Annotated in this window: 24 protein-coding genes and 1 tRNA gene; 20 read left to right on the top strand and 5 right to left on the bottom strand. The window is 63.5% G+C overall.

Translation table 11 applies throughout. The features are described from left to right. Positions 1–6 precede the first annotated feature (6 nt). The 9 genes from LB524_RS25290 to LB524_RS25250 all read left to right on the top strand — a co-directional run bounded on the left by LB524_RS25290 (position 7) and on the right by LB524_RS25250 (position 9812). Entirely contained in the window at positions 7–2190 is a 2184-nt protein-coding gene (locus LB524_RS25290; RefSeq protein ID WP_140822674.1) for a primosomal protein N', read from the top strand. 49 nt (positions 2191–2239) lie between these two features. After that, the gene (locus tag LB524_RS25285) at positions 2240–2935 is read left to right on the top strand and encodes an aspartate/glutamate racemase family protein (RefSeq protein ID WP_015315168.1); all 696 of its coding nucleotides are present in this window, start codon (positions 2240–2242) and stop codon (positions 2933–2935) included. 96 nt (positions 2936–3031) lie between these two features. Beyond that, the gene (locus tag LB524_RS25280; RefSeq protein WP_127275645.1) at positions 3032–3427 is read left to right on the top strand and encodes a DUF4345 family protein; all 396 of its coding nucleotides are present in this window, start codon (positions 3032–3034) and stop codon (positions 3425–3427) included. A gap of 246 nt (positions 3428–3673) precedes the next feature. Beyond that, on the top strand, positions 3674–4234 hold the full coding sequence (locus LB524_RS25275) for a F0F1 ATP synthase subunit delta (RefSeq protein ID WP_224530998.1): 561 nt from the start codon (positions 3674–3676) through the stop codon (positions 4232–4234). Further along, positions 4234–5763 carry a F0F1 ATP synthase subunit alpha gene (atpA, locus tag LB524_RS25270; RefSeq protein ID WP_015315171.1) on the top strand — a complete coding sequence of 510 codons (1530 nt, stop codon included), beginning with the start codon at positions 4234–4236 and terminating at the stop codon, positions 5761–5763. The genes LB524_RS25275 and atpA overlap by 1 nt, the downstream gene beginning before the upstream one ends. Before the next feature lie 46 nt (positions 5764–5809). Continuing rightward, on the top strand, positions 5810–6694 hold the full coding sequence (locus LB524_RS25265; RefSeq protein WP_140662549.1) for a F0F1 ATP synthase subunit gamma: 885 nt from the start codon (positions 5810–5812) through the stop codon (positions 6692–6694). Between the two features lie 70 nt (positions 6695–6764). Further along, positions 6765–8360 (top strand): F0F1 ATP synthase subunit beta, encoded by a 1596-nt coding sequence (gene atpD, locus LB524_RS25260; RefSeq protein ID WP_224530995.1) that lies wholly within the window; start codon positions 6765–6767, stop codon positions 8358–8360. A gap of 112 nt (positions 8361–8472) precedes the next feature. Next, positions 8473–8880, top strand: a complete 408-nt coding sequence (locus tag LB524_RS25255) for a F0F1 ATP synthase subunit epsilon (RefSeq protein ID WP_224530991.1) — start codon at positions 8473–8475, stop codon at positions 8878–8880. Positions 8881–8990: 110 nt separating this feature from the next. Then, positions 8991–9812 carry a hypothetical protein gene (locus LB524_RS25250; protein ID WP_224530989.1) on the top strand — a complete coding sequence of 274 codons (822 nt, stop codon included), beginning with the start codon at positions 8991–8993 and terminating at the stop codon, positions 9810–9812. A 51-nt stretch (positions 9813–9863) separates the two neighbouring features. Here LB524_RS25250 and LB524_RS25245 read toward each other — a convergent pair whose 3' ends face one another. Continuing rightward, entirely contained in the window at positions 9864–11366 is a 1503-nt protein-coding gene (locus LB524_RS25245) for a mannitol dehydrogenase family protein (RefSeq protein ID WP_224530986.1), read from the bottom strand. A 151-nt stretch (positions 11367–11517) separates the two neighbouring features. Here LB524_RS25245 and uxaC point away from each other — a divergent pair, with 151 nt between their 5' ends. The 8 genes from uxaC (at position 11518) to LB524_RS25205 (ending at position 18687) form a co-directional block, all read left to right on the top strand. Beyond that, a complete protein-coding gene (gene uxaC, locus LB524_RS25240) occupies positions 11518–12930 on the top strand; it encodes a glucuronate isomerase (protein WP_224530984.1) in 1413 nt (470 codons plus the stop codon). Positions 12931–12963: 33 nt separating this feature from the next. Further along, on the top strand, positions 12964–13944 hold the full coding sequence (locus LB524_RS25235) for a TRAP transporter substrate-binding protein (RefSeq protein ID WP_224530981.1): 981 nt from the start codon (positions 12964–12966) through the stop codon (positions 13942–13944). A gap of 62 nt (positions 13945–14006) precedes the next feature. Next, on the top strand, positions 14007–14531 hold the full coding sequence (locus LB524_RS25230) for a TRAP transporter small permease (protein WP_041163297.1): 525 nt from the start codon (positions 14007–14009) through the stop codon (positions 14529–14531). A 3-nt stretch (positions 14532–14534) separates the two neighbouring features. Then, the gene (locus LB524_RS25225; RefSeq protein WP_140822662.1) at positions 14535–15815 is read left to right on the top strand and encodes a TRAP transporter large permease; all 1281 of its coding nucleotides are present in this window, start codon (positions 14535–14537) and stop codon (positions 15813–15815) included. Between the two features lie 114 nt (positions 15816–15929). Beyond that, positions 15930–16703 (top strand): FadR/GntR family transcriptional regulator, encoded by a 774-nt coding sequence (locus tag LB524_RS25220; RefSeq protein ID WP_015315180.1) that lies wholly within the window; start codon positions 15930–15932, stop codon positions 16701–16703. Between the two features lie 22 nt (positions 16704–16725). Further along, entirely contained in the window at positions 16726–17577 is an 852-nt protein-coding gene (gene kduI / locus LB524_RS25215) for a 5-dehydro-4-deoxy-D-glucuronate isomerase (protein WP_015315181.1), read from the top strand. Then, positions 17574–18338, top strand: coding sequence for a 2-dehydro-3-deoxy-D-gluconate 5-dehydrogenase KduD (gene kduD, locus LB524_RS25210; protein WP_224530980.1), 765 nt, complete (start codon positions 17574–17576; stop codon positions 18336–18338). Before kduI ends, kduD begins: the two co-directional genes overlap by 4 nt. A 10-nt stretch (positions 18339–18348) precedes the next feature. After that, complete coding sequence (locus LB524_RS25205) at positions 18349–18687, top strand: cupin domain-containing protein (RefSeq protein ID WP_140616587.1); 339 nt, start codon at positions 18349–18351, stop codon at positions 18685–18687. A gap of 144 nt (positions 18688–18831) precedes the next feature. Here LB524_RS25205 and LB524_RS25200 read toward each other — a convergent pair whose 3' ends face one another. Next, complete coding sequence (locus tag LB524_RS25200) at positions 18832–20253, bottom strand: coniferyl aldehyde dehydrogenase (protein ID WP_224530979.1); 1422 nt, start codon at positions 20251–20253, stop codon at positions 18832–18834. 237 nt (positions 20254–20490) lie between these two features. Here LB524_RS25200 and recQ point away from each other — a divergent pair, with 237 nt between their 5' ends. After that, positions 20491–22323 (top strand): DNA helicase RecQ, encoded by a 1833-nt coding sequence (gene recQ / locus LB524_RS25195; RefSeq protein WP_224530978.1) that lies wholly within the window; start codon positions 20491–20493, stop codon positions 22321–22323. A gap of 62 nt (positions 22324–22385) precedes the next feature. Here the strand turns inward: recQ and LB524_RS25190 are convergent, their stop codons facing one another. The 3 genes from LB524_RS25190 to LB524_RS25180 form a co-directional block, all read right to left on the bottom strand. Beyond that, on the bottom strand, positions 22386–23729 hold the full coding sequence (locus LB524_RS25190) for a phospholipase D-like domain-containing protein (RefSeq protein ID WP_224530977.1): 1344 nt from the start codon (positions 23727–23729) through the stop codon (positions 22386–22388). 1 nt (position 23730) lies between these two features. Next, on the bottom strand, positions 23731–24057 hold the full coding sequence (locus tag LB524_RS25185) for a low affinity iron permease family protein (RefSeq protein WP_015315187.1): 327 nt from the start codon (positions 24055–24057) through the stop codon (positions 23731–23733). Between the two features lie 608 nt (positions 24058–24665). Next, positions 24666–24755 (bottom strand) — tRNA-Ser (locus LB524_RS25180). Positions 24756–25081: 326 nt separating this feature from the next. Here LB524_RS25180 and LB524_RS25175 point away from each other — a divergent pair. Both LB524_RS25175 and rpmA read left to right on the top strand, forming a co-directional pair. Beyond that, positions 25082–25753: a 50S ribosomal protein L21 gene (locus LB524_RS25175; protein ID WP_015315189.1), complete on the top strand. Its 672-nt coding sequence runs from the start codon at positions 25082–25084 to the stop codon at positions 25751–25753. A gap of 100 nt (positions 25754–25853) precedes the next feature. Next, complete coding sequence (rpmA, locus tag LB524_RS25170; RefSeq protein ID WP_015315190.1) at positions 25854–26123, top strand: 50S ribosomal protein L27; 270 nt, start codon at positions 25854–25856, stop codon at positions 26121–26123. Positions 26124–26205 lie beyond the last annotated feature (82 nt).

Below are 26205 nucleotides of genomic sequence, written 5' to 3'. Positions count from 1 at the left end.
CGCCTCATGATCGAAGATTCGCCCTTTGTCGCAGCCGCACCGGTGCTGGTGCCGATGCCGGCCGAACGCCCCTACACCTATGCCGTGCCGGCCGGCATGCGGGTGGTGCCGGGTTCGATCGTGCGCGTGCCGCTCGGGCCGCGTCAGGTCGCGGGCATCGTCTGGGACGGCGTGGTCGAGCAGGTCGATGCCAGGAAATTGCGCCCGATCGAACAGGTTTTCGACTGTCCGCCGATCGATCGCGCTATGCGCCGCTTCGTCGACTGGGTGGCGCAATACACGCTGTCGGCTCCGGGCATGGTGGCGCGCATGCTGCTGCGTGCGCCGGAAGCTTTCGATCCCGAACCCTGGATCGAAGGACTGCAGCGGACGCTCGTCATGCCCGATCGGATGACGGATGCGAGGACGCGGGTGCTGGAGACGGCCGAAGGAGGGCTGGCCTGGACGCGCTCGGGGCTGGCGCATGCCGCCGGCGTGTCGTCGACGGTGATCGAGGGACTGAAAGCGCAAGGCGTGTTCGAAACGGTGATGATCCCGCCGCGTCCGGTGGTGGCCGCACCCGACCCAAGCTATGCCGTGCCGGACCTGATGCCGGACCAGAACGACGCCGCGTCGATGCTGCGCGCCAATGTCGCGGCCGGTGCGTTCAATGTCGCGCTGCTGGACGGCGTCACCGGTTCGGGCAAGACGGAGGTCTATTTCGAGGCGGTGGCGGCCGCGCTCGATCAGGGAAAACAGGTGCTGATCCTGCTGCCGGAAATCGCGCTGACCCATGCTTTCCTCGAACGCTTCCAGCAGCGCTTCGGTGCCAAGCCGGGGGAATGGCATTCCGATCTGCCGCCCAGGATGCGCGAAAAAGTCTGGCGGCAAGTGGCGGAAGGGGGCGTGCGTGTCGTCGCCGGCGCACGCTCGGCGCTGTTCCTGCCGTTCAAGGAACTTGGCCTGATCGTGGTCGACGAGGAGCACGACCCGGCCTACAAGCAGGAAGACCGTGTCTTCTACAATGCGCGCGACATGGCTGTCGTGCGCGGGCATATTGGCGGCTTTCCGGTGGTGCTGGCGTCGGCGACGCCGTCGGTCGAGAGCCGGGTCAACGCAAGCCAGGGCCGCTATGCCAGGGCTGTTCTTTCCGCCCGCTTCGCTGAGGCGGCACTTCCCGATCTCAAGTCGATCGACATGCGCCGCGCGCCGCCGGCCCGTGGCGGCTTCCTGTCGCCGGTGCTGATCGACCATATGCGCAAGACGCTGGAGAAGCAGGAACAGTCGCTGCTGTTCCTCAACCGGCGCGGCTATGCGCCGCTGACGCTGTGCCGGGTCTGCGGCCATCGCTTCGGTTGCCCGGTGTGCTCGGCCTGGCTGGTCGAGCACCGCTTTCGCGGCCAGTTGGTGTGTCATCACTGCGGTCACAATGAGCGCCGTCCGGAAGCCTGCCCCGAATGCGGCACGCTCGACCATCTGGTCGCTTGCGGGCCGGGGGTCGAGCGCATCGCCGAAGAGGTCGTCACGCATTTCCCGGACGCGCGTACCATCGTGCTGTCGTCGGATATAATGGGGGGTGTACGACGGTTGCGGCTGGAACTGGAGGCTATCGCCAACGGCGAGGCCGATATCGTCATCGGCACGCAACTGGTCGCCAAGGGTCATAATTTCCCGAACATGACGCTGGTCGGCGTCGTCGATGCCGATCTGGGCCTTGCCAATGGCGATCCGCGCGCCGCCGAGCGCACCTTCCAGCTGCTCAGCCAGGTGACCGGCCGTGCCGGCCGCACCGGCAAGAAGAGCCTTGGCCTGCTGCAGACCTTCCAGCCCGACCATCCGGTGATGCGGGCGATCGTCTCCGGCGATGCCGAGTCTTTCTACCAACGCGAGATTTCAGAGCGCGAACGCGCTGCCTTGCCGCCCTTCGGCCGGCTGGCAGGCGTCATCGTCAGCGCGGTGACGCGGGCGGAAGCGGAAGGCCATGCACGCGGCCTGCGCCGCTCCGCACCGGAGGCGCCGGATCTGTTCGTGCTCGGGCCGGCGGAAGCGCCATTATCGTTGCTCGGCGGTCGCCACCGCTTCCGCCTGCTGATCCAGGGCGAACGGCGCGCCGACATGCAGGGGTTCATCCGCACCATGCTGGCCAACGGGCCGAAACAGCGCGGCTCGGTTCGGGTGCAGGTGGACATCGACCCGCAGAGCTTTTTGTAGGAACACAAATTCAGCTACAGCTGCCTCGACGAGAGAAACGGAAGATCTCATGAAAACCTTAGGCTTGCTCGGCGGTATGAGCTGGGAATCGACCGCCATCTACTACCGCCTGCTCAACGAGATCGTGCGCGAGCGGCTGGGCGGTCTGCATTCGGCGAAGCTGCTGCTCTGGTCGTTCGATTTCGCCGAGATCGCCGAACGGCAGCATGATGGCGACTGGGACGGTGCCGGTGCGCTGCTGATCGATGCCGCACACAAACTTGAGGCCGGCGGTGCGGAGGGCCTGCTTCTGTGCACCAACACCATGCACAGACTGGCCGACCAGGTGCAGGCGGCTGTGTCGATCCCGCTGATCCATATCGCCGACGCCACCGCGGCCACGGTCAGGCAGGCCGGCCTGCGGCGGCCGGCGCTGCTGGCAACGCGGTTCACCATGGAGCAGGACTTCTACAAGGGCCGGCTTGCCGACAAATATGGCCTGTCGCCGGTGGTGCCGGATTCGGCCGGGCGCGACATGGTGCATCGCGTCATCTACGAGGAACTCTGTCAGGGCATCGTCACCGAAGCCTCGAAGGCGGCCTATGTCGCCGAGGCAAACCGCTTGCGCCGCGACGAAGCCGCCGACAGCCTGATCATGGGCTGCACCGAGATCACCATGCTCATCGGCCAGGACGATTTCGACATTCCGGTTTTCGACACGACGCGCATCCATGCCGGGGCGGCGGTGGAATTCGCACTCGGTTGATGCGCGTCTCCCAAAGTGGCTGAAGCCATCTGGCGCCGGTCCTTTCCTTCGCTAGAATGTCGGCGATTTTCAAAACAGGCATTCGAAGGGGACACGATGGATTTTGCGCTTCCATGGCCGACGAGCCAGGGCGAATGGCTGGCCTGGTCGAGCGCGGTCTTCACCGTGCTGCTCGGCCTTCTGTTTTTCCTGGCGCCGGGGCTGGCGTTCCGTATCCTGCGCCTGCAGGCAAAACCCGAGAAGGCGGCGGCGATCGCCGAGGGGCGCGGCCGCATGTCGGGCTTCTATCTCGGAGTCGGCCTATGCTGCATCCTGCTCGCGCAGCCGCTGGTCTACATGGCGCTCGGATTTTCCTGGCTGTTCACCGCCTTCGGCCGGCTGCTGTCAATGATGTCGGACGGCGCCAATACACCTTTCAATTGGGTTTCCATCGTGGTGGAATTGGCGCTGGCGGCCTTGCCGCTCGCCTTTGCCTTCGGCTTTGTGCCCTGAATCCTGGGGTATTCAGGCGCTCAGGACGCTGATCTTTCGCCGGATGCGACAATAGTGCCTGAAAACCATGCGGAACGACGCATTGCGGTCTTAAAATGCCTGTGCTAGACGGCAATCGACTTTCGGCCGGGGATAGCGGAAGCCGCGCCTCCGTGCTTGAAAAAATGCAGTAAGGTCAAAGATTTAGCCAGAGTTTTTGCTCGCGCCAACAATCTGCGGCCTGTCAGACAAGAGAAAAGACGGTCCGTGGCTCAATCGTCATCGCCAATCTCAGGTGTCGCAGAACGCTATGCCGGTTCGCTGTTCGAACTGGCATCGCAGGCAAATTCCGTGGCCAAGGTCGAGGCCGACCTCACCAGTTTCGAGGCCATGCTCGCGGGCAGTGCCGACCTGGCCCGGCTGATCAACAGCCCGGTATTCTCCAGCGAGGACCAGGCCAAGGCCATCGGGGCGATCGCCGACAAGGCCGGCATCACCGGCCTGACCGGCAATTTCCTGCGCGTCGTCGCCAAGAACCGCCGCCTGTTCGCGGTGCCCGGCATGATCAAGGCGTTCCGCCAGATCGCCGCTGAACACCGTGGCGAGGCTGCCGCCGAGGTGACGTCGGCTCATGAGCTGACCGCGGCCCAGCAGACCGAACTCAAGGCGGCGCTGAAGGGCGTTGCCGGCAAGGACGTGACCATTTCCGTCACCGTCGATCCGTCGCTGCTCGGCGGGCTAGTGGTCAAGATGGGCTCGCGCCAGATCGATACGTCGCTCAAAACCAAACTCAATTCGCTCAAGCTTGCACTGAAAGAGGTCGGCTGATGGACATCCGCGCCGCGGAAATTTCCGCAATTCTGAAAGACCAAATCAAGAATTTCGGCAAGGAGGCCGAGGTCTCCGAAGTCGGACAGGTGCTGTCCGTCGGTGACGGTATCGCCCGCGTCTATGGCCTCGACAATGTCCAGGCCGGCGAAATGGTCGAATTCCCCGGCGGCATCCGCGGCATGGCGCTCAACCTCGAAGCCGACAATGTCGGCGTCGTCATCTTCGGCGCCGACCGCGACATCAAGGAAGGCGACATCGTCAAGCGCACCGGCGCCATCGTCGACGTTCCCGTCGGCCCCGGCCTGCTCGGCCGCGTCGTCGACGCGCTCGGCAACCCGATCGACGGCAAGGGCCCGATCAAGGCGACCGAACGCAAGCGTGTCGACGTCAAGGCGCCGGGCATCATTCCGCGCAAATCGGTCAACGAGCCGATGTCGACCGGCCTCAAGGCCATCGACGCGCTGATCCCGGTCGGCCGCGGCCAGCGCGAGCTGGTCATCGGTGACCGCCAGACCGGCAAGACCGCCATCATCCTCGACACAATGCTCAACCAGAAGTCGGTGCACGACAACGGCCCGGAAAAGGAAAAGCTCTACTGCGTCTACGTCGCCGTCGGCCAGAAGCGTTCGACCGTCGCGCAGTTCGTCAAGGTTCTGGAAGAGCGCGGCGCGCTCGAATACTCGATCATCATCGCCGCCACCGCTTCCGACCCGGCGCCGATGCAGTTCCTGGCGCCGTTCGCCGGCTGCACCATGGGCGAATATTTCCGCGACAACGGCATGCATGCGCTGATCAGCTATGACGATCTGTCGAAGCAGGCTGTCGCCTATCGCCAGATGTCGCTGTTGCTGCGCCGCCCGCCGGGCCGCGAAGCCTATCCCGGCGACGTCTTCTACCTGCACTCGCGCCTGCTCGAGCGCGCCGCCAAGCTCAACGACGATCTGGGTGGCGGATCGCTGACCGCCCTGCCGATCATCGAGACGCAGGCCAACGACGTGTCGGCCTATATCCCGACCAACGTGATCTCGATCACCGACGGCCAGATATTCCTCGAAACCAACCTGTTCTTCCAGGGCATCCGTCCGGCCGTCAACGTCGGCCTGTCGGTCAGCCGCGTCGGCTCGGCCGCGCAGATCAAGGCGATGAAGCAGGTCGCCGGCTCGATCAAGGGCGAGCTAGCGCAGTACCGCGAAATGGCGGCCTTCGCGCAGTTCGGCTCGGATCTAGACGCCGCCACGCAGCGCCTGCTCAACCGCGGATCGCGCCTGACCGAACTCTTGAAGCAGCCGCAGTTCTCGCCGCTGAAGACGGAAGAGCAGGTCGCGGTGATCTTTGCCGGCGTCAACGGCTATCTCGACAAGCTGCCGGTCAACCAGGTCGGCAAGTTCGAGCACGGCCTGCTCAGCCACATGCGTGCGGCGGGCAAGGACGTTCTCGATGCCATCCGCAAGGAAAAGGCGCTTTCGGACGATCTGCGCGCCAAGCTCAAGGCCGAGATCGACGCCTTCGCCAAGACCTTCGCCTAAGCGAAGCGCCAGTCCGGATGAGACAAGACGGGATCAGGTTTGAAGCATGCCTTCATTAAAAGACCTTCGTAACCGTATCGCCTCGGTCAAGGCGACGCAGAAGATCACCAAGGCGATGCAGATGGTCGCCGCGGCGAAGCTGCGCCGTGCGCAAGAGGCAGCGGAAGCGGCGCGCCCCTATTCGGAGCGCATGGGTTCCGTGCTGGCCAACATCACCCAGGCGATCGGCGGTGGCGGCGATGCCCCAGCGCTGATGACGGGCACCGGCAAGGACGCCGTGCATCTGCTCGTGGTCTGCACCGCCGAGCGCGGCCTGTGCGGCGGCTTCAATTCGCAGATCGCCCGTCTTGCCCGCGATCACATCCGCCGGCTTCTGGCCGACGGCAAGCAGGTCAAGATCATCTGCGTCGGCAAAAAGGGCTTCGACATCCTGCGCCGCGACTATGCATCGATGATCATCGACCGTGTCGATCTGCGCGAGGTCAAGACGCTCGGCTTCGTCAATGCCGATGCGATCGCCAAGAAGGTCATCCATCTCTTCAACGAGGGCGCCTTCGACATCTGCACGCTGTTCTATTCGCAGTTCAGGTCGGTGATCAGCCAGATCCCGACCGCGCAGCAGATCATCCCGGCCAGCACCGCTTCGGCTCCGGCCGCGGCGGTGGATGGCGGCAGCGCCGTCTATGAATATGAGCCGGAGCCGGGCGAAATCCTCTCCGACCTCATCCCGCGCAACATCTCCGTGCAGGTTTTCCGGGCGCTGCTCGAAAACGCCGCCGGCGAAATGGGCGCCAAGATGAGCGCCATGGACAATGCGACGCGCAACGCCGGCGAGATGATCAACAAGCTATCGATCACCTACAACCGCCAGCGGCAGGCGCAGATCACCAAGGAACTGATCGAAATCATTTCGGGCGCCGAGGCGCTCTAGGCGCGGTCCGCGGGTGACTGTCCCGCGAACCGGACCGCGTGAGAAACAAAGGACGAAAAGGGTAAAGACGATGGCGAAAGCAGCGACCCCCCAGAAGGCAACGCCGAAGGCGGCAGCCCCCAAGCCAGCAGCCCCCGTGAAAGCGGCCAGGGCTCCGGCAGCGACGGCAAAGGCTGCTCCGGCCAAGGCAGCAGCAGCGCCGGCCAAGGCCGTGGCCGCCAAGACGCAGGCCGTGGCCAGGAAAGCCACCGGCGTTGTCGGCAAGGTTCGCCAGGTCATCGGCGCCGTTGTCGACGTGCAGTTCGGCGATCACCTGCCGGCGATCCTGAACGCGCTCGAGACGACCAATGTCGGCAACCGCCTGGTGCTCGAAGTGGCCCAGCATCTGGGTGAAAACACCGTGCGCTGCATCGCGATGGACTCCACCGAAGGCCTGGTGCGTGGCCAGGAAGTGCGCGACACCGGCGCTCCGATCACCGTGCCGGTCGGCCCGGGCATGCTCGGCCGCATCATCAACGTCATCGGCGAGCCGGTCGACGAAGAAGGCCCGGTCGATGCAATCGAAATGCGCTCGATCCATCAGCCGGCTCCGACCTATGTCGAGCAGTCGACGGAAGCCCAGATCCTGATCACCGGCATCAAGGTGCTCGACCTCTTGGCGCCTTACGCCAAGGGCGGCAAGATCGGCCTGTTCGGCGGCGCCGGCGTCGGCAAGACCGTGCTGATCCAGGAACTGATCAACAACATCGCCAAGGCACATGGCGGCTATTCGGTGTTCGCCGGCGTCGGCGAGCGCACCCGCGAAGGCAACGATCTCTATCACGAGTTCATCGAATCCGGCGTCAACAAGAAGGGCGGCGGTGAAGGCTCCAAGGCAGCGCTGGTGTACGGCCAGATGAACGAGCCGCCGGGCGCGCGCGCCCGTGTCGGCCTGACCGGCCTGACGGTCGCCGAATATTTCCGCGACCAGGGCCAGGACGTGCTGTTCTTCGTCGACAACATCTTCCGCTTCACGCAGGCGGGTTCCGAAGTGTCGGCTCTGCTCGGCCGCATCCCGTCGGCCGTGGGCTACCAGCCGACGCTCGCCACCGACATGGGCGCGCTGCAGGAACGCATCACCACCACCACCAAGGGCTCGATCACCTCGGTGCAGGCGATCTACGTGCCGGCCGACGACTTGACCGATCCGGCGCCGGCGACCTCGTTCGCTCACCTTGACGCGACGACGACCCTCAACCGTTCGATCGCCGAGAAGGGCATCTATCCGGCCGTCGATCCGCTGGACTCGACCTCGCGCATGCTCGACCCGCTGGTCGTCGGCGACGAGCATTATGGCGTTGCCCGCCAGGTGCAGTCGATCCTCCAGCGCTACAAGTCGCTGCAGGACATCATCGCCATCCTGGGCATGGATGAGCTCTCGGAAGAGGACAAGCAGACCGTGGCCCGCGCCCGCAAGATCGAGCGCTTCCTGTCGCAGCCCTTCTTCGTCGCCGAAGTGTTCACCGGCGCGCCGGGCAAGCTGGTCGACCTCGCCGACACCATCAAGGGCTTCAAGGGCCTTTGCAACGGCGATTACGACCACCTGCCGGAAGCCGCCTTCTACATGGTCGGCGGCATCGAGGAAGCGGTCGAGAAGGCACAGCGCCTCGCGGCAGAAGCGGCGTAAATAAAGCGAATAGGGAGTAGTCAGTAGTCAGTAGTGAATAGCAGCTGGGCGAGTCGGATAGTTGTTCTCTCGCCCTACTTCCTACTCACTATTCCCTACTCACTAAATTGACATGGCTGAAGCTTTCAAATTCGAACTGGTTTCCCCGGAACGCCTGCTGGTTTCCGCCGAGGTCGAATCCGTCGTTATTCCAGGCGCCGAAGGCGAGATGACCGTCATGGCTCATCACGCACCGGTCATGACCACGATCAAGCCGGGTGTCGTCACGGTGAAGAGCGCCTCGGGCAGCGAAGAACGCTATGTCGTGTTCGGCGGCTTCGCCGACATCGTCCCGGCCGGCTGCACGCTGCTGGCGGAATCGGCTGTCGCGGTGAAGGATGTCGACCGCGCCGATCTCGCCCGCCGCATCCAGGAAGCCAGGGAAGATGCCGCCGACGCCAAGGACGACCAGTCGCGCGGCAAGGCCGAACAATTCCTTAGCCAGCTCACCACGCTGGAAGGCGCGCTTCTACCGGCCTGAGGTTCGAGGGCGGTTACTCATTTCAGTGGTTTGTTGCGCAGGATGCGCGCCGACGATTTCAAATCGTATCGAGTTTTGTTACCTTCGGAAGAAATTCCGGGGGCATTCTTATGTTTGGTCTAGACCTTAAAACTTGGCTAGGGTTTGCTTTTCTCGGCGCTCTGGTGTCGACTATTGGGTCGATACTCGGCATTGTCATAAAAGAGTACTTCTTTTCCAGATCCTTTGAATCTTGGAAGCAAAATCGAGCTCTCGAGCTGATCTATCAAAAATACCGTGATCCCCTGAGGCTCTCTGCACGAGAGTTTGGACACCGCTTGGTGGAAATCTGCGATACCTATCCCACAGTATTTCTGTCGCAACGAGTTTTCGATTCACGGCCTTTTAAGCAGGAGAGAAACAGCAACCAAGATCCATACTATCAGCGTTACAAAATTGTCAGCACTCTGTATCGCCTCTGCGCGTTCTTGGGTTGGCTAGAGCTATACCGCCAAGAGCTTACATACTACCAAGCCTCATGGAATCGGCATACCGCCAGGGTGGACGAATCTCTGTCTGCTATTAGGTCCGCTTTTGCAGACGGTCACATTAACACTGCCAGCGATTCGGATAGCTGGCGCGATACGCTTGTCTTTCGCGAAGAATTACGCGCAATCGGGGAATCGATGATTGAAAGTAGGGGTTCGGGCAGATCAATTATTGGATACGGTCGCTTTGTCGATTTAATAAATGGTGAAGACGCGAATTCGACCAAGTCGTGGTCGCAGGTCGTTCTCAATTTTCTGGTGGATCTGGAAAGTGGGGGTAAGGATTTCAGGGAAGTCCGGCTACGGCGCATTCTCTGCCATATTGTTGATTTCATAAGTCTTATTGACACGCGTAATCTTGATGAGCGGCTAAAAGGTGCTCGTAAGAAATGGGGTGCTGCTTGACATTCCCATAAGCGCTTCCCGTCGGAAACCGTTGCTGGGCCTGCATCTCGTTCATTGACCTCCTATGCCGAGCGCGGCGAAGGCCAAAGTCGGGCCGTCTCGTCGCAGGTGGACGAGATGGACGGCCACGAGTTCGATCAGCGTCTGGCGCTCGGCGTGATCCCGGGCGAAGCCGGCCATGTCAAACACCGCTGTCGCGGTTTCGTTCGCCGGCAGCTGCTGGTCCAAAAGCGCGGTCATCGGCGCATCGAGCGGATCGGTGAAATGGCCTTCCGGCAACGTCTTTCCGCGCGCCGCGCAGGCGGCGATCCAGGCAGCCACCACCAGCGTGAGATGGACCAGCTCGGTGCCGGCTTCGAGGCACTCGACAGCCGAGGCGATAATGCGCTGCGGCAGTTTCTGGCTGCCGTCATTGGCGATCTGCGCCGTGCGGTGGGCAAGTGCCGTGTTCGAAAAACGCTCGGCAAGCTCGGCGGTATAGGCTGATGGGTCGAGGCCGGCATCGTCCGGCAATGTTGTTATGGCCTCTTGCCATAGCGCGTCGACGAACAGCCGGATCGCCGGATCGGCGAAGGCACTGTCGACCGTCGCGTGGCCGCAGAGCAGGCCGAGATAGGCGATGCCCGAATGCGCGCCGTTGAGCAGCCTCAGCTTCATGTCCTCGAAGGGAGCGACATCCCCAACCATGGTGACGCCGAATTTTTCCCAGGCCGGACGGCCCGTCGGGAAATCGTCCTCGATCACCCACTGGCGGAAGGGTTCCGTCATCACGGGCCAGGCGTCGTCGATACCAAGTTCGCCCGCTATCCGCGCCCTGTCGGCGTCGGTCGTGGCTGGCACAATGCGGTCGACCATGCTTGAGGGAAATGCGACGTGACTGGCGATGTGGTCGGCCATTCCGGCATTGCCCGCCGAACTGGCACTTGCATCGCGCAGCGTGGCGAATTCGATCAGCAGCCGGTGCAAGGTGGCGCCGTTGGCCGGCAGGTTATCGCAACAAAGCACGGTAAAGGGCGGGGTGCCAGCGCCCCGCCTCCGGGCGAGCGCTTCGGTCAGAAAACCATGCGCCGTCTTCGGTGTTCGCGGATTGGCCAGGTCGTGGACGATGTCGGCATGCGCTGCGTCCAATCCGCCGCCGGCCGCCCGCAAATAGGCTTTCTCGGTGATCGTCAGCGTCACGATGCGGGTACGCGGATCGGCCAGCACCGCCAGCACCGCTTCCGGGTCTTCCGGCGCCACCAGCAGCGAGCCGATCGAGCCGATGACATGCAGCTTCTCGCCGCCGCTGCCGCGCACAGCCAAGGTGTAGAGCCCGTCCTGCGGCGCCAGCGCGTCGCGCGTTTCCGCGCTGCGCAGCGACACGCCTGATATGCCCCAGTCCGTTTCTCCGCCCGCCAGGCATTCATCGATATAAGCGGCCTGGTGGGCGCGGTGAAAGGCGCCGACGCCCAGATGCACGATGCCCGGCGTGATTGCGCCACGATCATATCGAGGCGCGGCGACCTTGGCCGGCAATGCCTGCGCCATGCGGTTGGAAAGGCGGCGGTCTGTCATCGGTTCGGCACTCATCTCGTGGAACGATTTGCGGGGTAACACTGACGGCGTCCGCCGACAATGCTCAGCTTTGCCTAGGAGTCATCATACAACAATCCGATTTTTGTATGTTGACATTATTTCCGACCGATCCTACCCATGGAGCCGGAGGATGGCCGTGGCACTGACCAATGCGGATTTGCTGTTTTCAGCCGAGGCGCGTCCGCTGTCGATCGCCCGCGCTCTCTATGCCGGCATCAAGGACCTGCCCATCATCAGCCCGCACGGCCATACCGACCCGCGCTGGTATGCGCTGAACGAGCCGTTCCCCGATCCCGCGCAACTGCTCATCGTGCCGGACCACTATATTTTTCGCATGCTGTTCAGTCAGGGCGTGCGGCTGGAGGCTCTCGGCGTGCCGACCCTCGATGGTGAGTCCGTCGAGACCGACGGCAGGGCGATCTGGCGGTTGTTCGCCGAACACTATTACCTCTTTCGTGGCACGCCGACCCGATTGTGGTTCGACCATGTCCTTGCGCATCTGTTCGGCATCGAAGAGCCGTTGAGCGCCGCGACCGCCGACCGCCATTACGACACGATCGCAACGCTGCTGCAGTGGGAGAATTTCCGCCCTCGCGCGCTGTTCGAGCGCTTCAACATCGAGGTCATCGCGACGACCGAAGGCGCGCTCGACGATCTCAAATGGCACCAGATGATCCGCGACAGTGGCTGGGAGGGCCGTGTCGTCACCGCCTATCGGCCAGACGCCGTCGTCGATCCCGATTTTGAAGGCTTTTCGGCCAATCTCGATCGGCTCGGCGAGATCACCGGCTGCGACACCGGGACCTGGGCCGGTTATCTCGACGCACATCGCCAGCGGCGCGCCTTCTTCAAGAGCTTCGGCGCGACTTCGTCGGATCACGGTCATCCAACGGCGGAGACCGCCAATCTTTCCGACGCGGCGGCGCAGGAGCTGTTCAACCGGGTCCGCGCCGGCTCGCAGGATGAGCGCGAGCGAAAATTGTTTCGCGCGCAGATGCTGACCGAGATGGCCAAGATGAGCCGGGACGACGGGCTGGTCATGCAGATCCATCCCGGCTCCATGCGCAATCATTCGGCTTCCGCTTTCCAGAAATTCGGCAGGGACAAGGGTTTCGATATCCCGACCCGGACCGACTATGTCACGGCATTGAAGCCATTACTGGACTGCGTCGGGCTGGAGCGCGACCTGACCGTCATCCTGTTCACGCTGGATGAAACCAGCTACGCGCGCGAACTGGCGCCGCTGGCCGGCGTCTATCCGGCGCTGAAGCTCGGGCCGGCCTGGTGGTTCCACGACAGCCCGGAAGGCATGCGCCGGTTCCGCGAGATGACCACCGAGACCGCCGGCTTCTACAACACGGTCGGCTTCAACGACGACACGCGCGCCTTTCCGTCGATACCGGCCCGCCACGACGTGGCGCGGCGGGTCGACTGTGCGTTCCTGGCGCGTCTCGTCGCCGAGCACAGGCTGCGTGAGGACGAGGCGCATGAACTCGCGAAGGAGCTTGCCTACACGCTTGCCAAGAATGCGTACCGGCTCTGAGCCGGGCGTTTCGATTTTCAAAGGGAGGAAGTCATGTTGCATTTTTCGAAATTGACGGCGGCGGCGACATTCGCCATCGGTTCGCTGCTGATCGGCGCTGCCAACGCCGAAACCGTGCTGCGATCCTCGGATACCCATCCGGACGGCTACCCGACCGTCGAGGCGGTCAAGTACATGGGCGACCTGATCAAGCAGCGCACCGCCGGCCGTTATTCGATCGAGGTCTATCACTCGGCGCAGCTCGGCGAGGAAAAGGACACGATCGAGCAGACCCAGGCCGGCGTCATCGACCTCGACCGTGTCTCGATGGGACCGTTCAACGGCATCGTGCCGGAGACCGCCGTGCCGTCGCTGCCCTACATGTTCCGCTCCGTCGAGCACATGCGCCACGTCATGGACGGCGCTGTCGGCGACCAGATCCTGAAGGCGTTCGAGGCGCATGATCTCGTCGGCCTCGCCTTCTACGATTCCGGTGCTCGGTCCTTCTACAACACCAAGAAGGACATTACCTCGATGGCGGACATGAAAGGGATGAAGTTCCGCGTCATCCAGTCCGATGTGTTCGTCGACATGGTCAACGCGCTTGGCGCCAACGCCACGCCGATGGCCTATGGCGAAGTCTATTCGGCGCTGCAGACCGGCGTCATCGACGGCGCCGAAAACAACTGGCCGAGCTTCGAATCCGCCAAGCACTACGAAGTGGCCAAGCATTACACGATGGACGAACACCAGATCGTGCCGGAAGTGCTGGTCATGTCGAAGGCAAGCTGGGACAAGCTCTCGCCGGAAGACCAGGCGATCGTGCGCCAGGCAGCCAAGGACAGCGTCGTCAAGATGCGCGAACTGTGGGACGCGCAGGAGAAGAAGTCGCGCGGCATCGTCGAGGCCGCGGGCGTCAAGGTCAGCGAGATCGACAAACAGCCGCTGATCGACGCGATGAAGCCCGTCTACGACAAGTACTTGTCGAAGCCCGAATTGAAGGATCTGGCCGCCCGCATACAGGCCGAGAAATGAACGGCAGGGGCAATGGATCGAGCAGCGCGGAGGCCCCCGCGCTGCCTTCGGACGTGTCGGCCATGCGAGGATTCTGGCTGGGTGCGGAGCGGGTCCTGTCAGGGCTTGCCAGGCTGGCGCTTTGGATCAGCGGCGCCGGCCTGACGCTGATGACGATCATCATCTTCTGGCAGGTCTTCTCGCGTTATGTGCTGAACCGTTCGCCGAGCTGGACGGAATCCTTCTCGGTTCTGCTGATGGGCTGGTTCATTTTTCTCGGCGCCGCCGTCGGCGTGCGCGAACGCACCCATCTCGGCTTCGACGTGCTGCTCTATGTCCTGCCTGTTTCGGCCAAGGCGGTACTGCGCAGCATTTCCGACCTTGTCGTGCTGGCCTTCGGCGCCGGCATGATCGTCTATGGCGTGCAATTGGCCAGGCTGACCTGGAACACGGTCATGCCGTCACTTGCCCTGCCGGGCGGCGTCAGCTTCCTGCCGGTCATCCTGGGTGGGGCGCTGGTCTGTCTGTTTTCGCTGGAACGGCTGGCCGGGCGCTTTGCCGGCCTGCCCGTCGACGCCGACATTCATGCAACCGGCGAGGAGCCCTGAACCATGGCCCTGATCGTCCTCTTCGGCACCTTCGTGTTCCTGCTGGTCATCGGCACGCCGATCGCCTTCTGCCTCGGCGTTGCCAGCTTTGCCACGATCCTCACGCTTGGCTTGCCGCCGGTCGTGGTGTTCCAGCGGCTGAATTCCGGGGTCAGCGTCTTTTCGCTGATGGCCATCCCGTTCTTCATCTTCGCCGGAGACCTGATGGTGCGCGGTGGTATCGCCGCGCGGCTGGTCGCGCTGGCAGGCTCCCTGGTCGGTCATTTGCGCGGCGGCCTGGGGCAGGTCAACATCGCGGCGTCGACCATGTTCGGTGGCATCTCCGGCTCGGCGGTGGCGGATGCGTCGGCGGTCGGCGGGCTGATGATTCCGCAGATGAAGGCGCGCGGCTACGGCGTCGACTATGCCGTCAACATCACCTCGGTCGGGGCCATCATCGCGCTTCTCATTCCACCGTCCCACAACATGATCATCTATTCGATCTCCGCCGGCGGCCGTATCTCGATCGCCGACCTGTTCACGGCTGGCGTGCTGCCGGGTCTGCTGCTGGCGCTGTCGCTGATGACAACGGCCTATTGGGTCGCCAGCCGCCGGGGATATCCGACGGAGCCTTTCGCCGGCTTCGGCCGGGCCCTGCAACTGCTTGTCGCCGCCATTCCCGGGCTCATCCTGATCGCCATCATCTTCGGTGGCGTCAGGTCCGGTGTCTTCACCGCGACCGAGAGTTCCTGCATCGCCATCGTCTACGCCTTCCTGGTGACGCTGATCATCTACCGCTCGATGAGCTGGGGCGACTTCGTCGCGGCGACGACGGCGTCGGTGCGCACCACGGCCATGGTGCTGATGATCATCGGCTGCGCGGCGGCCTTCGGCTGGTTGCTCGCCTATCTCAGGGTACCGGCGGCACTGGTCGCCTTTCTGCAGTCGGTGTCCGACAACAAGCTGGTGATCCTGCTGCTGATCAACGTCGTCCTGCTCATTCTCGGCACCTTCATGGACATGTCGCCGCTGATCATCATCACGACGCCGATCTTCCTGCCTGTCGTCATGGCCTATGGGGTCGATCCCGTGCATTTCGGCGTGATCCTCATCCTCAATCTCGGCATCGGGCTTTGCACGCCACCGGTCGGCGCGGTCCTGTTCGTCAGCTGCGCCATCGGCCGTATTCCGATCTGGACCGCGATGCGCTCGATCTGGCCATTCTACGGCGCTGCCTTCGCCGTGCTGATGCTTGTCACCTACGTGCCGGAAATCTCATTGTGGCTGCCGGGCCTGTTCCATTAGAGCGGTTCGGCGATCGTTAGAATCGTTGAACCGCTCTAACTCTTTGTGTTTACGCAATTCCAGGCGGAAAGACGCTACGCACTTTTCGTGGAATTGCACTAGGAGGTCACCGAGGTGTCCGATACCGCAAACGACCTCAGGGTCGAGAGAAAACCCAAGCTGTCGGAAACCGTCGTGGGGGCGATCCGCAAGCAGTTGCAGGCGGGCGAGATCCCGCCCGGCCACAAGCTGCCGACCGAGGGCCAGCTGACCGAAACCTTCGGCGTCAGCCGAACCGTCATCCGCGAGGCGCTGGCCAAGCTTGCCGCCGACGGTCTGGTCGAGCCGCGGCAGGGCGCCGGGGTGTTCGTCACAGAGCATATTTCGACCATGTTCGGGGCGCTCGCCGCCGACATGGGAGCCAAGGATTCGGTCGCGCTCAACGTGCTCGAGGTGCGGCTGGCGATCGAGATCGAATCGGCTGGGCTCGCTGCCATCCGTCGCAACGCCGCGCAGGAGGCGGCGATCCAGGAAGCCTTCTTCGAGTTCGAGCGGCTGCTGCTCGACAGCCAGCCGACCGGTCCGGCCGACCTCGCCTTCCATCGCGCCATCGCCAGCGCCACCAATAACCCCTTCTATGTCGAGATGCTCGACGTGCTCGGCCGGCGCGCCATTCCGTGCGACGTGACCTCGCCCTGGTCGACCGAACTGGCGCAGTCCGACAGCTACCAGCGCGGGCTGCAGCGCGAGCATCTGGTGATCCTGAACGCGATCACGGCGGGCGATGCCGAAGCCGCGCGCGAGGCGATGCGCACCCATCTCGGCGCCAGCCAGCAGCGTTACCGCGAGCGGCTGCAGGCGCGGCAGGCCTACTACGCCAGCTCGGTCAAGGCGGCCGCGGGCGAATGATCCACCGAAAGCCAGGACAGAAATGAGCCAGAACCACACCGACTACACATCGCGCTTCGCCATAGACCCGGCGGCCGCCGCCGCCATGGGAACGGATGAGCTGCGCCATAATTTCCATATCGAGGATCTCTTCCAGCCCGGGCGCATCAGCCTGACCTACACGCACTACGACCGCATGATCGTCGGCGGCGCCGTGCCTGCGGCAACGGCATTGCCACTGGAAGCGATCAAGCCGACCGGCACCAAGGGGTTTCTCGACCGGCGCGAATTGATCGCCGTCAACATCGGCGGTGCCGGCACGATCGAAGCCGGCGGCCAGTCCTTCGACCTGCGGACGCGCGACATGCTCTATCTCGGCATGGGCACCGACACGGTTTCCTTCGCTTCTGCTGATAGGAACGACCCCGCCAAGTTCTATCTGCTCAGCGCCCCGGCGCATCAGGCTCATCCCAGCCGGCTGATCCGCCTCGATGACGCCAAGCGCCTCGATCTCGGCAGCAAGGAGGCCTGCAACGAGCGCTCGATCTTCCAGTTCATTCATGCCGGGGGAACAAAAACCTGCCAGCTCGTCGTCGGCATGACGCAGCTGGCGCCGGGCTCGATCTGGAACACCATGCCATGCCATGTGCATGACCGGCGCATGGAGGCCTACCTCTATTTCGACCTGCCCGAGGCGGCCCGCGTCTTCCACTTCATGGGCGAGCCGGACGAGACACGTCACATCGTCATGCGCAACGAGGAGGCGGTGCTGTCGCCGGGCTGGTCGATCCACTCAGGCGCCGGCACGTCCAACTATGCCTTCATCTGGGCGATGGCCGGCGACAATGTCGACTACACCGATGTCGATCCGGTGGCGATGGACATGCTGCGGTGAGCGACCTCTCCACCTTCAGCCTGGCCGGCAAGCGCATCCTGGTGACCGGCGCCAACACCGGCATCGGCCAAGGCATTGCCATCTCGGTCGCGCGCGCCGGTGGCGCCGTGATCGGCGTCGGCCGCTCATCGATGGACGACACCGCGAGCAAGGTCGGCGCGGTGGGCGGCCAATTCGAGGCGGTGAGCATCGATCTTGCCGACACGGCAGCAGTCGGACCGATGCTGGACCGCGTCTGGGATCAAAACGGTCCGATCGACGGGCTGGTCAACAATGCCGGCATCATCCGGCGCGCCGATGCCGTCGATCTCGGCGAAGCCGATTGGGACGACGTGATCGACGTCAATTTGAAGTCCGTCTTCCTGCTGTGTCAGTCCTTTGCGCGGCGCCTCCTTGCCGGTGGACGCCAGGGCAAGATCGTCAACATCGCCTCGGTGCTGAGTTTCCAGGGCGGCATCCGCGTCGCGTCCTACACGGCGTCCAAGCATGGCGTGCTCGGCATCACCAGGCTGCTCGCCTGCGAGTGGGGGGCGAAGGGCATCAACGTCAATGGCATAGCGCCGGGCTATATCGACACCAACAACACGCAGGCGCTGCGCGCCGATCCCGACCGCAGCGCGGCCATCCTCGGGCGCATTCCCGCCGGCCGCTGGGGCGAGCCCGGAGACATTGGCGATGCTGCCGTCTTCCTGCTGGCGCCGGCCTCGAACTACATGCATGGCGCGGTGGTGCCGGTGGATGGGGGATGGCTGGCGCGATGAGGAGAAGACGATGACCGAGCCGAAGATTTTCGCGCATGCCGGCCAGGGTGCCTGGACGCCGACCCCGGACGGCAATCGCCGGCGGGTTCTCCTCACCACCGACGAACTGATGATGGTCGAATTCGGTTTCGATAGGGGTGGTGTCGGCGCCCTGCATTCGCATCCGCATGTGCAGGCGAGCTATGTAGCCGAAGGCCGTTTTGAGGTGACCATCGACGGCCGGACCGAAATCGTCGAGACCGGCGGCAGCTTCATCGTGCCGTCCGGCCTGGTGCACGGCGTCAAGGCGCTCGAGGCGGGGCGGCTGGTCGACAGTTTTACGCCGCACCGCGCCGATTTCCTCGCCTGACCGACGATTGCTCGGCCAACGAAAAACCCGCGCCTCCAGGGAAGCGCGGGTTGTTGCCTGGGCGCCAATGGCGCCGCGGTACTCAAAACATCACCGCAGGGTGCGAAAGCTGCCGCATCATGGTGAAGATAGACTTAATGCGCGTCAGGTGATGCGCCTGAGCAGGCCGAAAAGCCGTTCGAACGTCTTGCCATAGGGTGGCCGCAGAAGGCTCCCCGCGCTCAAGCGCGACTGCAGGAAGACCGGTTTCTCCTTGCTGAAGGTGCGGAAACCCCATTCGCCGTGATAGGCGCCCATGCCGCTGGCGCCGACACCGCCGAAGGGCTGGTTCTCCTGCACCAGATGCAGCATGCAGTCGTTGATGGTGACGCCGCCGGCGACCGTCTCGCGCAGGATGCGCTGGCGGTTGCCGCCGTCGTTGCCGAACCAGTAGAGCGCCAGCGGCCGTTCGGCGCTGTTCACATAAGCGATCGCGTCGTCGAGCGTGGCGTATTCGACGATCGGCAGCACCGGGCCGAAAATCTCCTCGCGCATCAGCTTCAGGTCCGAGCCTGCGTTGCTGACCAGGGTCGGCGGAAGCTTCCGGCCCGCATTGCCGAGGTCCTCGCCGACCGGGTTGATCTCGGTGACATCGGCACCCGTGTCGCGCGCTTCCGCGATCATGGCGCGCAGACGCTGGTAATGCCGATCGCTGATGATGGCGGTATAGTCGGGGTTGTCGCGCAACGAGGGGTAGAGCCGCGCCATGGCGATTGCGAGCTTCGCGGCGACCGTACCTGCTTGTCCCTTCGGCACCAGCAAATAGTCCGGCGCGATGCAGGTCTGCCCGGCATTCAACAGCTTGCCATAGGCGACGCTGGCAACCGCGGTGTCAAGATCGCAGGAGGGGTCGAGGATCGCCGGCGACTTCCCGCCGAGTTCGAGCGTGACCGGGGTCAGGTTGGCGGCGGCGGCGATCGCAACCTGGCGTCCGACCGCCGTCGAACCGGTGAACAGCAGATGATCGAACGGCATCGAGACGAAGGCTTTCCCCGTATCGGCATCGCCGGCGATGACGCTGAGTTCATCCGGGGCGAAATGTTCGCCAGCCAGCCTGGTCAGCAGCCCGGAAAAAGCCGGCGTCAGTTCGGAAGGCTTGACCAGCACGCGGTTGCCGGCGGCAAGCGCGGCCGTAACCGGCGCGACGGCGAGCTGAAAAGGATAATTCCAGGGAGACACGATACCGACGACCCCGAGCGGCTGCGGCACGAGGCGGTTCCTGCCTGGCAGAAACGGCAAGGTGGTGGCAACGCGGCGCTCCCGCATCCAGCCGCCGACATGGGCGAGCGCATGGCGAATGCCGGCGCGCACGACGAACAGTTCGGCCAGGCGGGTCTCATGCGCCGAGCGGCCGCCGAAGTCGGCATCGATCGCAGCGCAGATTTCGGTCTCGTGCCGCTCGGTCAGCGCCAGCAGGCGCCTCAGCCGGTCCTTGCGGACGCCAAGGTCGGGAAAGGGTTGTGCCTTGAAGGCGGCGCGCTGCAGCCGGAACCGCTCGCCCAGCAAATCCTGTCTCACCTGCAGCATCGCGCCCTCCGTGGCGTATCGGCGAGGGCAAGCTTACATCGCAACACGGCGGAATCCATCAGGGGGGCGTGTGCCGCTGGGGAAGGCGTCGCCGGCGGTGTTGCCGAGGGCATTGACAGGGCGGTTGTGATGGGATGAGCGGTGGGCTACTCCAAGGCCTCACAAGGAGTCGCCCTTGACCATCTTGCCCGATCTCTCCCGTACGCGAAACATCGCTTGCCGCCAGGCGGCTGTCTGATGCCGGCGCAGGCGGCGGGTATCAGGGCCGGGGATCCCAAGCGGCGCGTCCTGAAGGAGGTGTTCGGCTTCGACGATTTTCGCCCCGGCCAGGCCGACGTGATGGATACACTGCTTGGCGGGCGCCATGTGCTGGCCGTCATGCCGACGGGCGCGGGCAAATCGCTCTGCTATCAGGTTCCAGCGCTGGTTCTGGGCGGGCTCACCCTCGTCGTCTCGCCGCTGGTAGCTCTGATGCAGGACCAGGTCGCGGCGCTGCGGCTTGCCGGCGTGGCGGCCGATACGATCAATTCCTCGCTCGACCGCGAGGCCAATGTCGCGGCGTGGCGCCGTGTGGCATCTGGCCAGACGCGGCTGCTCTATCTGGCGCCGGAGCGGCTGATGACCGAGCGCATGCTGGATGCCCTTTCCAGGCTCCACGTCAGCCTGATCGCCATCGACGAGGCGCATTGCATCTCGCAATGGGGTCCGGCGTTCCGGCCCGAATATGAGGATCTGTCCCGGTTGCGCGGTATCTTTGCCAATGTGCCGATCATCGCGGTGACGGCGACTGCCGATGAGAGCACGCGTACCGACATCGCCGCCCGCCTGTTCGCCGAGCAGGTCGAAACGCTGGTGCTCGGTTTCGACCGGCCCAACATCAAGCTGGCCATCGCGCCCAAGCAGGATAGCAAGCGCCAGCTGCTCGGCTTCATCGAGCGCCATGCGGGCAAGAGCGGCATCATCTATTGCTTGTCGCGCAAGAAAACGGAAGAGATGGCGGCCTTTCTGAAGCGCAACGGTGTCACCGCGCTCGCCTACCACGCCGGCATGAGCAAGGAGGCGCGTGAAGCCAATCAAAACGCCTTCATGACCTTGTCCGGCGTCGTCATGGTGGCAACCATCGCGTTCGGCATGGGCATCGACAAGCCTGATGTCGCCTTTGTCTTCCACACCGATATGCCGGGCAGCCTGGAAGCCTATTATCAGGAAATCGGCCGTGCCGGCCGCGACGGACGCGAGGCCGAGGCGCATATGCTTTACGGCCTTGGCGACATCCGCATGCGCCGGCTGTTCATCGATGACGAGGATGCCTCGTCAGAGCACAAAAGGCGGTCACACCGCCGGCTCGACACGCTGATCGGCTATTGCGAGACGGCGCAATGCCGCCGCCAGGTGCTGCTCGGTTATTTCGGCGAAGAGGCCCAGGCCTGCGGCAATTGCGACAACTGCCTCGACCAGGCGCCGCGCGCCGATGGCAGTGCCGAAGCGCGGAAGATCCTCGCGGCGGTTGCAGAGAGCGGCGAGCGCTTCGGCGCGGCCCATGTCATCGACATCCTGCTTGGCCACGAGACCGAGAAGGTGCTGGCGAGAGCTCATCAAACACTCGGCAGTTTCGGCACCGGCGCCGCGCACAGGAAGACAGTGTGGCTGTCGCTGGTCCGGCAACTGGTGGCCGGCGGGTTCCTGATGCCGGATCCCGAGGGCCATGGCGGTCTCGCCATCTCCGAAAGCGGCCGCGCGCTCGGCCGTGGCGAGATTGCATTCCAGTATCGCGTCGAGACGCGGGACCCTCTGGTGCGCGGCAGGAAGCGTTCCGGGGAAGGCGCCGCCGGAGCCGAGGGCGTCGATGCTTCGCTGCTGGCGACGCTCAAGTCGCTGCGGCTACGGCTCGCCAAGGAACGCCAGGTGCCGGCCTATGTGGTGTTTTCCGACCGCACGCTCATCGACATGGCCGACCGCCGCCCGCGCGACCTCGACGCGTTTGCCGAAGTGAATGGCGTGGGAGGGGCCAAGCTCAAGGAGTTCGGCGCGGTTTTCCTGGCCGCGATCGCCGCGCAACAGCCTGATTGAAAGCTTGATGGCGAGCGGTAGGGCTGATCAGGCTGGTCGAATGAGCAGTAAAAGCCAGGTCATCAAAGTTGGGAGCGCAGCCTGCTGGCCAGCCAGTCCGAAATTTTTTCCCGCAGGGGACGCGCTTCCCATTCGGCCAGGGTAACTTGCCGGGATCTCCCAAGGTCCTGGTTGAACAGGTCGATCTGCGTGTTCGCGAAATCCCTGCCGTAGACGTTCAGACTGGCTTCATCGTTCAGCCGTAAGGAGCGTTCGTCCAGATTGGTGGAACCAAAGCTCGTCCAGATGTCGTCAACGATCAGCAGCTTGGGATGATACATGGTGGGTTGAAACTCGTAGATACGCACTCCAACTCTAAGCAAGTCGCCCCAGAAATAGCGCGAGCCCTTCCGAACCAAAGGCACGTCGGTGAGCGCGTTCGGAACGATCACATCGACAGACACGCCTCGCTTCCTGGCGTCCAGGATCTGCTGGAGGGCGATGTCGTCGGGGACGAAATAGGCCATTCCGATTCGCAGGTGATCCCTCGCGGCGGCTATCGCGGCCAGCATCATCAATTCCATGTTCTCCGAGCCATTTGGCTGCGAAGAAAGTATCAGCTGGGCGCCGAGCGACCCCGCCGGTTCGGGCGGAGGGTAGAACTTCCGACCCTGCAATGTCTCACCGGTCGTCTCCAACCAATTTTCGGCAAAGGCTGCCTGGAAAGCAGGCACGGCGGTCCCTTCGATCCGATAGTGCGTATCGCGCCATTCATCCGGATTGCGGGCGTCTCCCCGCCATTTGTCGGCGATGCCGACGCCGCCCGTAAAGGCCACCCGTCCGTCGACGATGAGCAGTTTGCGATGGGTCCGGTTGTTCACGCGGTCCAACGTATACCAATGGATCGGCCGGTAGCGCTGGAACCTCACGCCGGCTCCTGTCATGATGTGGATCAGGTTTTCGTCGAAAGGCAGGCTGCCGACCCAGTCGACAAGCACGCGGACCTCCACACCTTGCCGCGCCTTGGCCGCCAAGGCTCGTGCGAATTCATATCCAACAGCCCCAGACCAATAGATATAGGTTTCAAAATCGATGGTGGACCGGGCCGCGCCGATTGCCCGGAGCATCGAAGGAAAAATCTCGTCGCCGTTCACAAGGGTCTGCACCGCGTTCGCGTTTGACATCTGTCCCAGCGAGTAGCTGCTCATCGACCTCGCGAACTGCGGATCCGATGCGTCGAAGCGATGCGGGACAATCGTCCGCAAAACCCGCGGTTCAGGGGTCAGGTTTATGGCAGCCAACGTGGCCAGACCGGCGACAACCGCAACGGCCACATAGCTTAATCCCTTGAGCAGCGGGCTGAATTTTCGACCCAACCGCGTTGGCTTCGCGCCCCTCAGGAACGCCACGAGACCGGCAGCGCGCATGTCAGTCGCCCTGCTGCTTGCGATCGCGATGTTTCTCGATGTCCTCGGGCTCTTCATCGTCGATGCGGGTGATGGTCGAAGCCGAACTGTTTGATCTCAGCATTTCGTCCAACTTGGCATGAATGGCCTGGGTATCGCGATGTTCAGCCCGCTGAATGAAGAGCGTCATGGCCCAGGTGAGGAGCGTGGCCGCGCCATGCCAGTTCAAGCTTTGCCGGTCGAAAACGATCCAGAAGATCGCATAGGCCAGCAGGACCAGGAATGCTGCCGGACGAGAGGTCCACGTGCCGATCGAGGTGAGCGCGCCGGTAATGGGGTGATTCGCCATCAGCAGGAACTTTCCACGGTAACGCAGGTTCCCGCGAGCGCGTCGGCGAAGGCTGCCGTGCGGCACAGGTGTCTGCAGAAAGCGCCGTCAGGCCCTGACCATCCGTCTGGGTTGGGCGTTGTCTCGAACGGCTGCAGCGTCAGAGGCTGCAATGGGAGCCTTGCGATCGCGGGCCTGTCTCGGAGCGCCGCAGCGTCGGGACGTCGTCAAGCAGGCAGCCCGGCGAGTACTGCGCCAATACCCTTTCCAGACGCGCCAGAAGGACTTTCCTCGACTTTATCTCGTACCCCAACCGCAATGTGCCTCCCATGCTTTTGCGGTTGGTGGTCAACTCCTGCTGGAGGATGCCAATGCGGATGCGTACCTCATCGGCCTGTGCTCGAAGTGCTGCCTTGATTGGCCCTCGACCTTGCATGCTGAACTCGATCTCCCCTGGAAACGGATATCGAACTTGAGGGACATGCTTTGGTTCCTCGGCATCGCTTCTTATTTTCCGACCCGCGACAGCCGGTCGCGTCCCGCCGCACGCATGCCGGCGCCTGTCCAATTGGAGCCGAGCCAGCGAATTGGCGTGAGCCGATGCCGCCGGCATTTTCAATTTGGGGAAATGGCGGAGAGGGAGGGATTCGAACCCCCGATGGGCTTGCACCCATGCCGCATTTCGAGTGCGGTGCATTCGACCACTCTGCCACCTCTCCGCGGTCATGGTCGGCCGTTGCCGGCGCGGCGCACTAGATAACGGCTGAACGGGCAGGTTACAAGGCCAAATCCACCGGAAATTCAGCTTCCTGTACGGGCCTCGTTCGGAGTGCCACGCTCCGTCCTCGGCAGGAGTCTGGCCCGCATGGCAGGGAACCCCGCCCGTTTGCCTTGACTCCCACGCAACCTTCGGTTAGGGACAGCGCGCAATCGGCGTGGAGGGTTCTTCCACGCCGCTTGTTTTTTGAACCCGCAGACTGACAAAAAGACGGCCGAACCGCCAGAGGCGGTTCATCAAGGCCGACCGAACAGCGAAAGGCAAAAAATGTTCGCAGTCATTAAAACGGGCGGTAAGCAGTATCGCGTTGCCGCCAACGATCTCCTGAAGATCGAAAAAGTCGAAGCCAATGTCGGCGACATCGTCGAGATCGGCCACGTGCTCGCTCATGGCGAGGGCGAGAATGTCACGTTCGGCGCGCCGTTCGTCGATGGCGCCCTGGTGACCGCCGAAGTCGTCGAGCAGGGCAAGAACCGCACGGTCATCGCTTTCAAGAAGCGTCGCCGCCAGAATTCGCGCCGCAAGATCGGCCATCGCCAGCTTTTGACCACCGTGCGGATCTCCGAGATCCTGCTGGGTGGCGCCAAGCCCGCCAAGAAGGCGGCCGTCAAGGCGGAAGCCAAGGCTGAGGTCGCTCCCGAGGCCGCGCCGAAGGAAGCCAAGGCCAAGAAGGACGCCGCCCCCAAGGAAGACGCGAGGGCCGAGGCCGTCGCCGCGCCGCTGTTCAAGGCGCCGAAGGGCGAGCCGGACGACCTGACCGTGATCAAGGGCATCGGCCCGGTCGCCGCCAAGGATCTCGCCGAGCAGGGCATCATCACCTTCGCGCAGCTCGCCAAGCTGACCGAGAAGGACGTTGCCAAGATCGACGAGAACATGCCGTTCAGCGCCGACCAGATCAAGGACTGGCGCGAGCAGGCCAAGGAACTGGCCAAGAAGTAAGGCGAACCGGCGCGAAACGTCGCCGGATCGGACTTGAAACGGAACGCGAACGCGTTCATAAGACCATTCAAGCGCCCATGGGCGCATCGGAGTTAGTTAGATGGCACACAAGAAAGCTGGCGGCTCGTCGCGCAACGGTCGCGACTCGCATTCCAAGCGTCTGGGCGTGAAGAAGTTCGGCGGCGAAGCCGTCATCCCGGGCAACATCATCATTCGTCAACGCGGCACCACCTGGCATCCCGGCGTCAATGTCGGCATGGGCACGGACCACACCCTTTTCGCGCTCGAAACCGGCGCCGTGACGTTCAACAAAAAAGCCAACGGCCGAACCTACGTATCGGTCAACCCGATTACCAAAGCCGCGGAGTAGCCGGTTCCGCACTAGAACACCGGCGCCCATCTCGGGACCGGTGTCTGGCAAAACCAGGAAAAGGATCAGGGGAGATGGGTTT

Source organism: Mesorhizobium sp. ESP6-5 (genome assembly GCF_020164695.1).
GTDB lineage: Bacteria > Pseudomonadota > Alphaproteobacteria > Rhizobiales > Rhizobiaceae > Mesorhizobium > Mesorhizobium australicum.
This window is presented reverse-complemented; position numbering and strand designations above follow the sequence as displayed.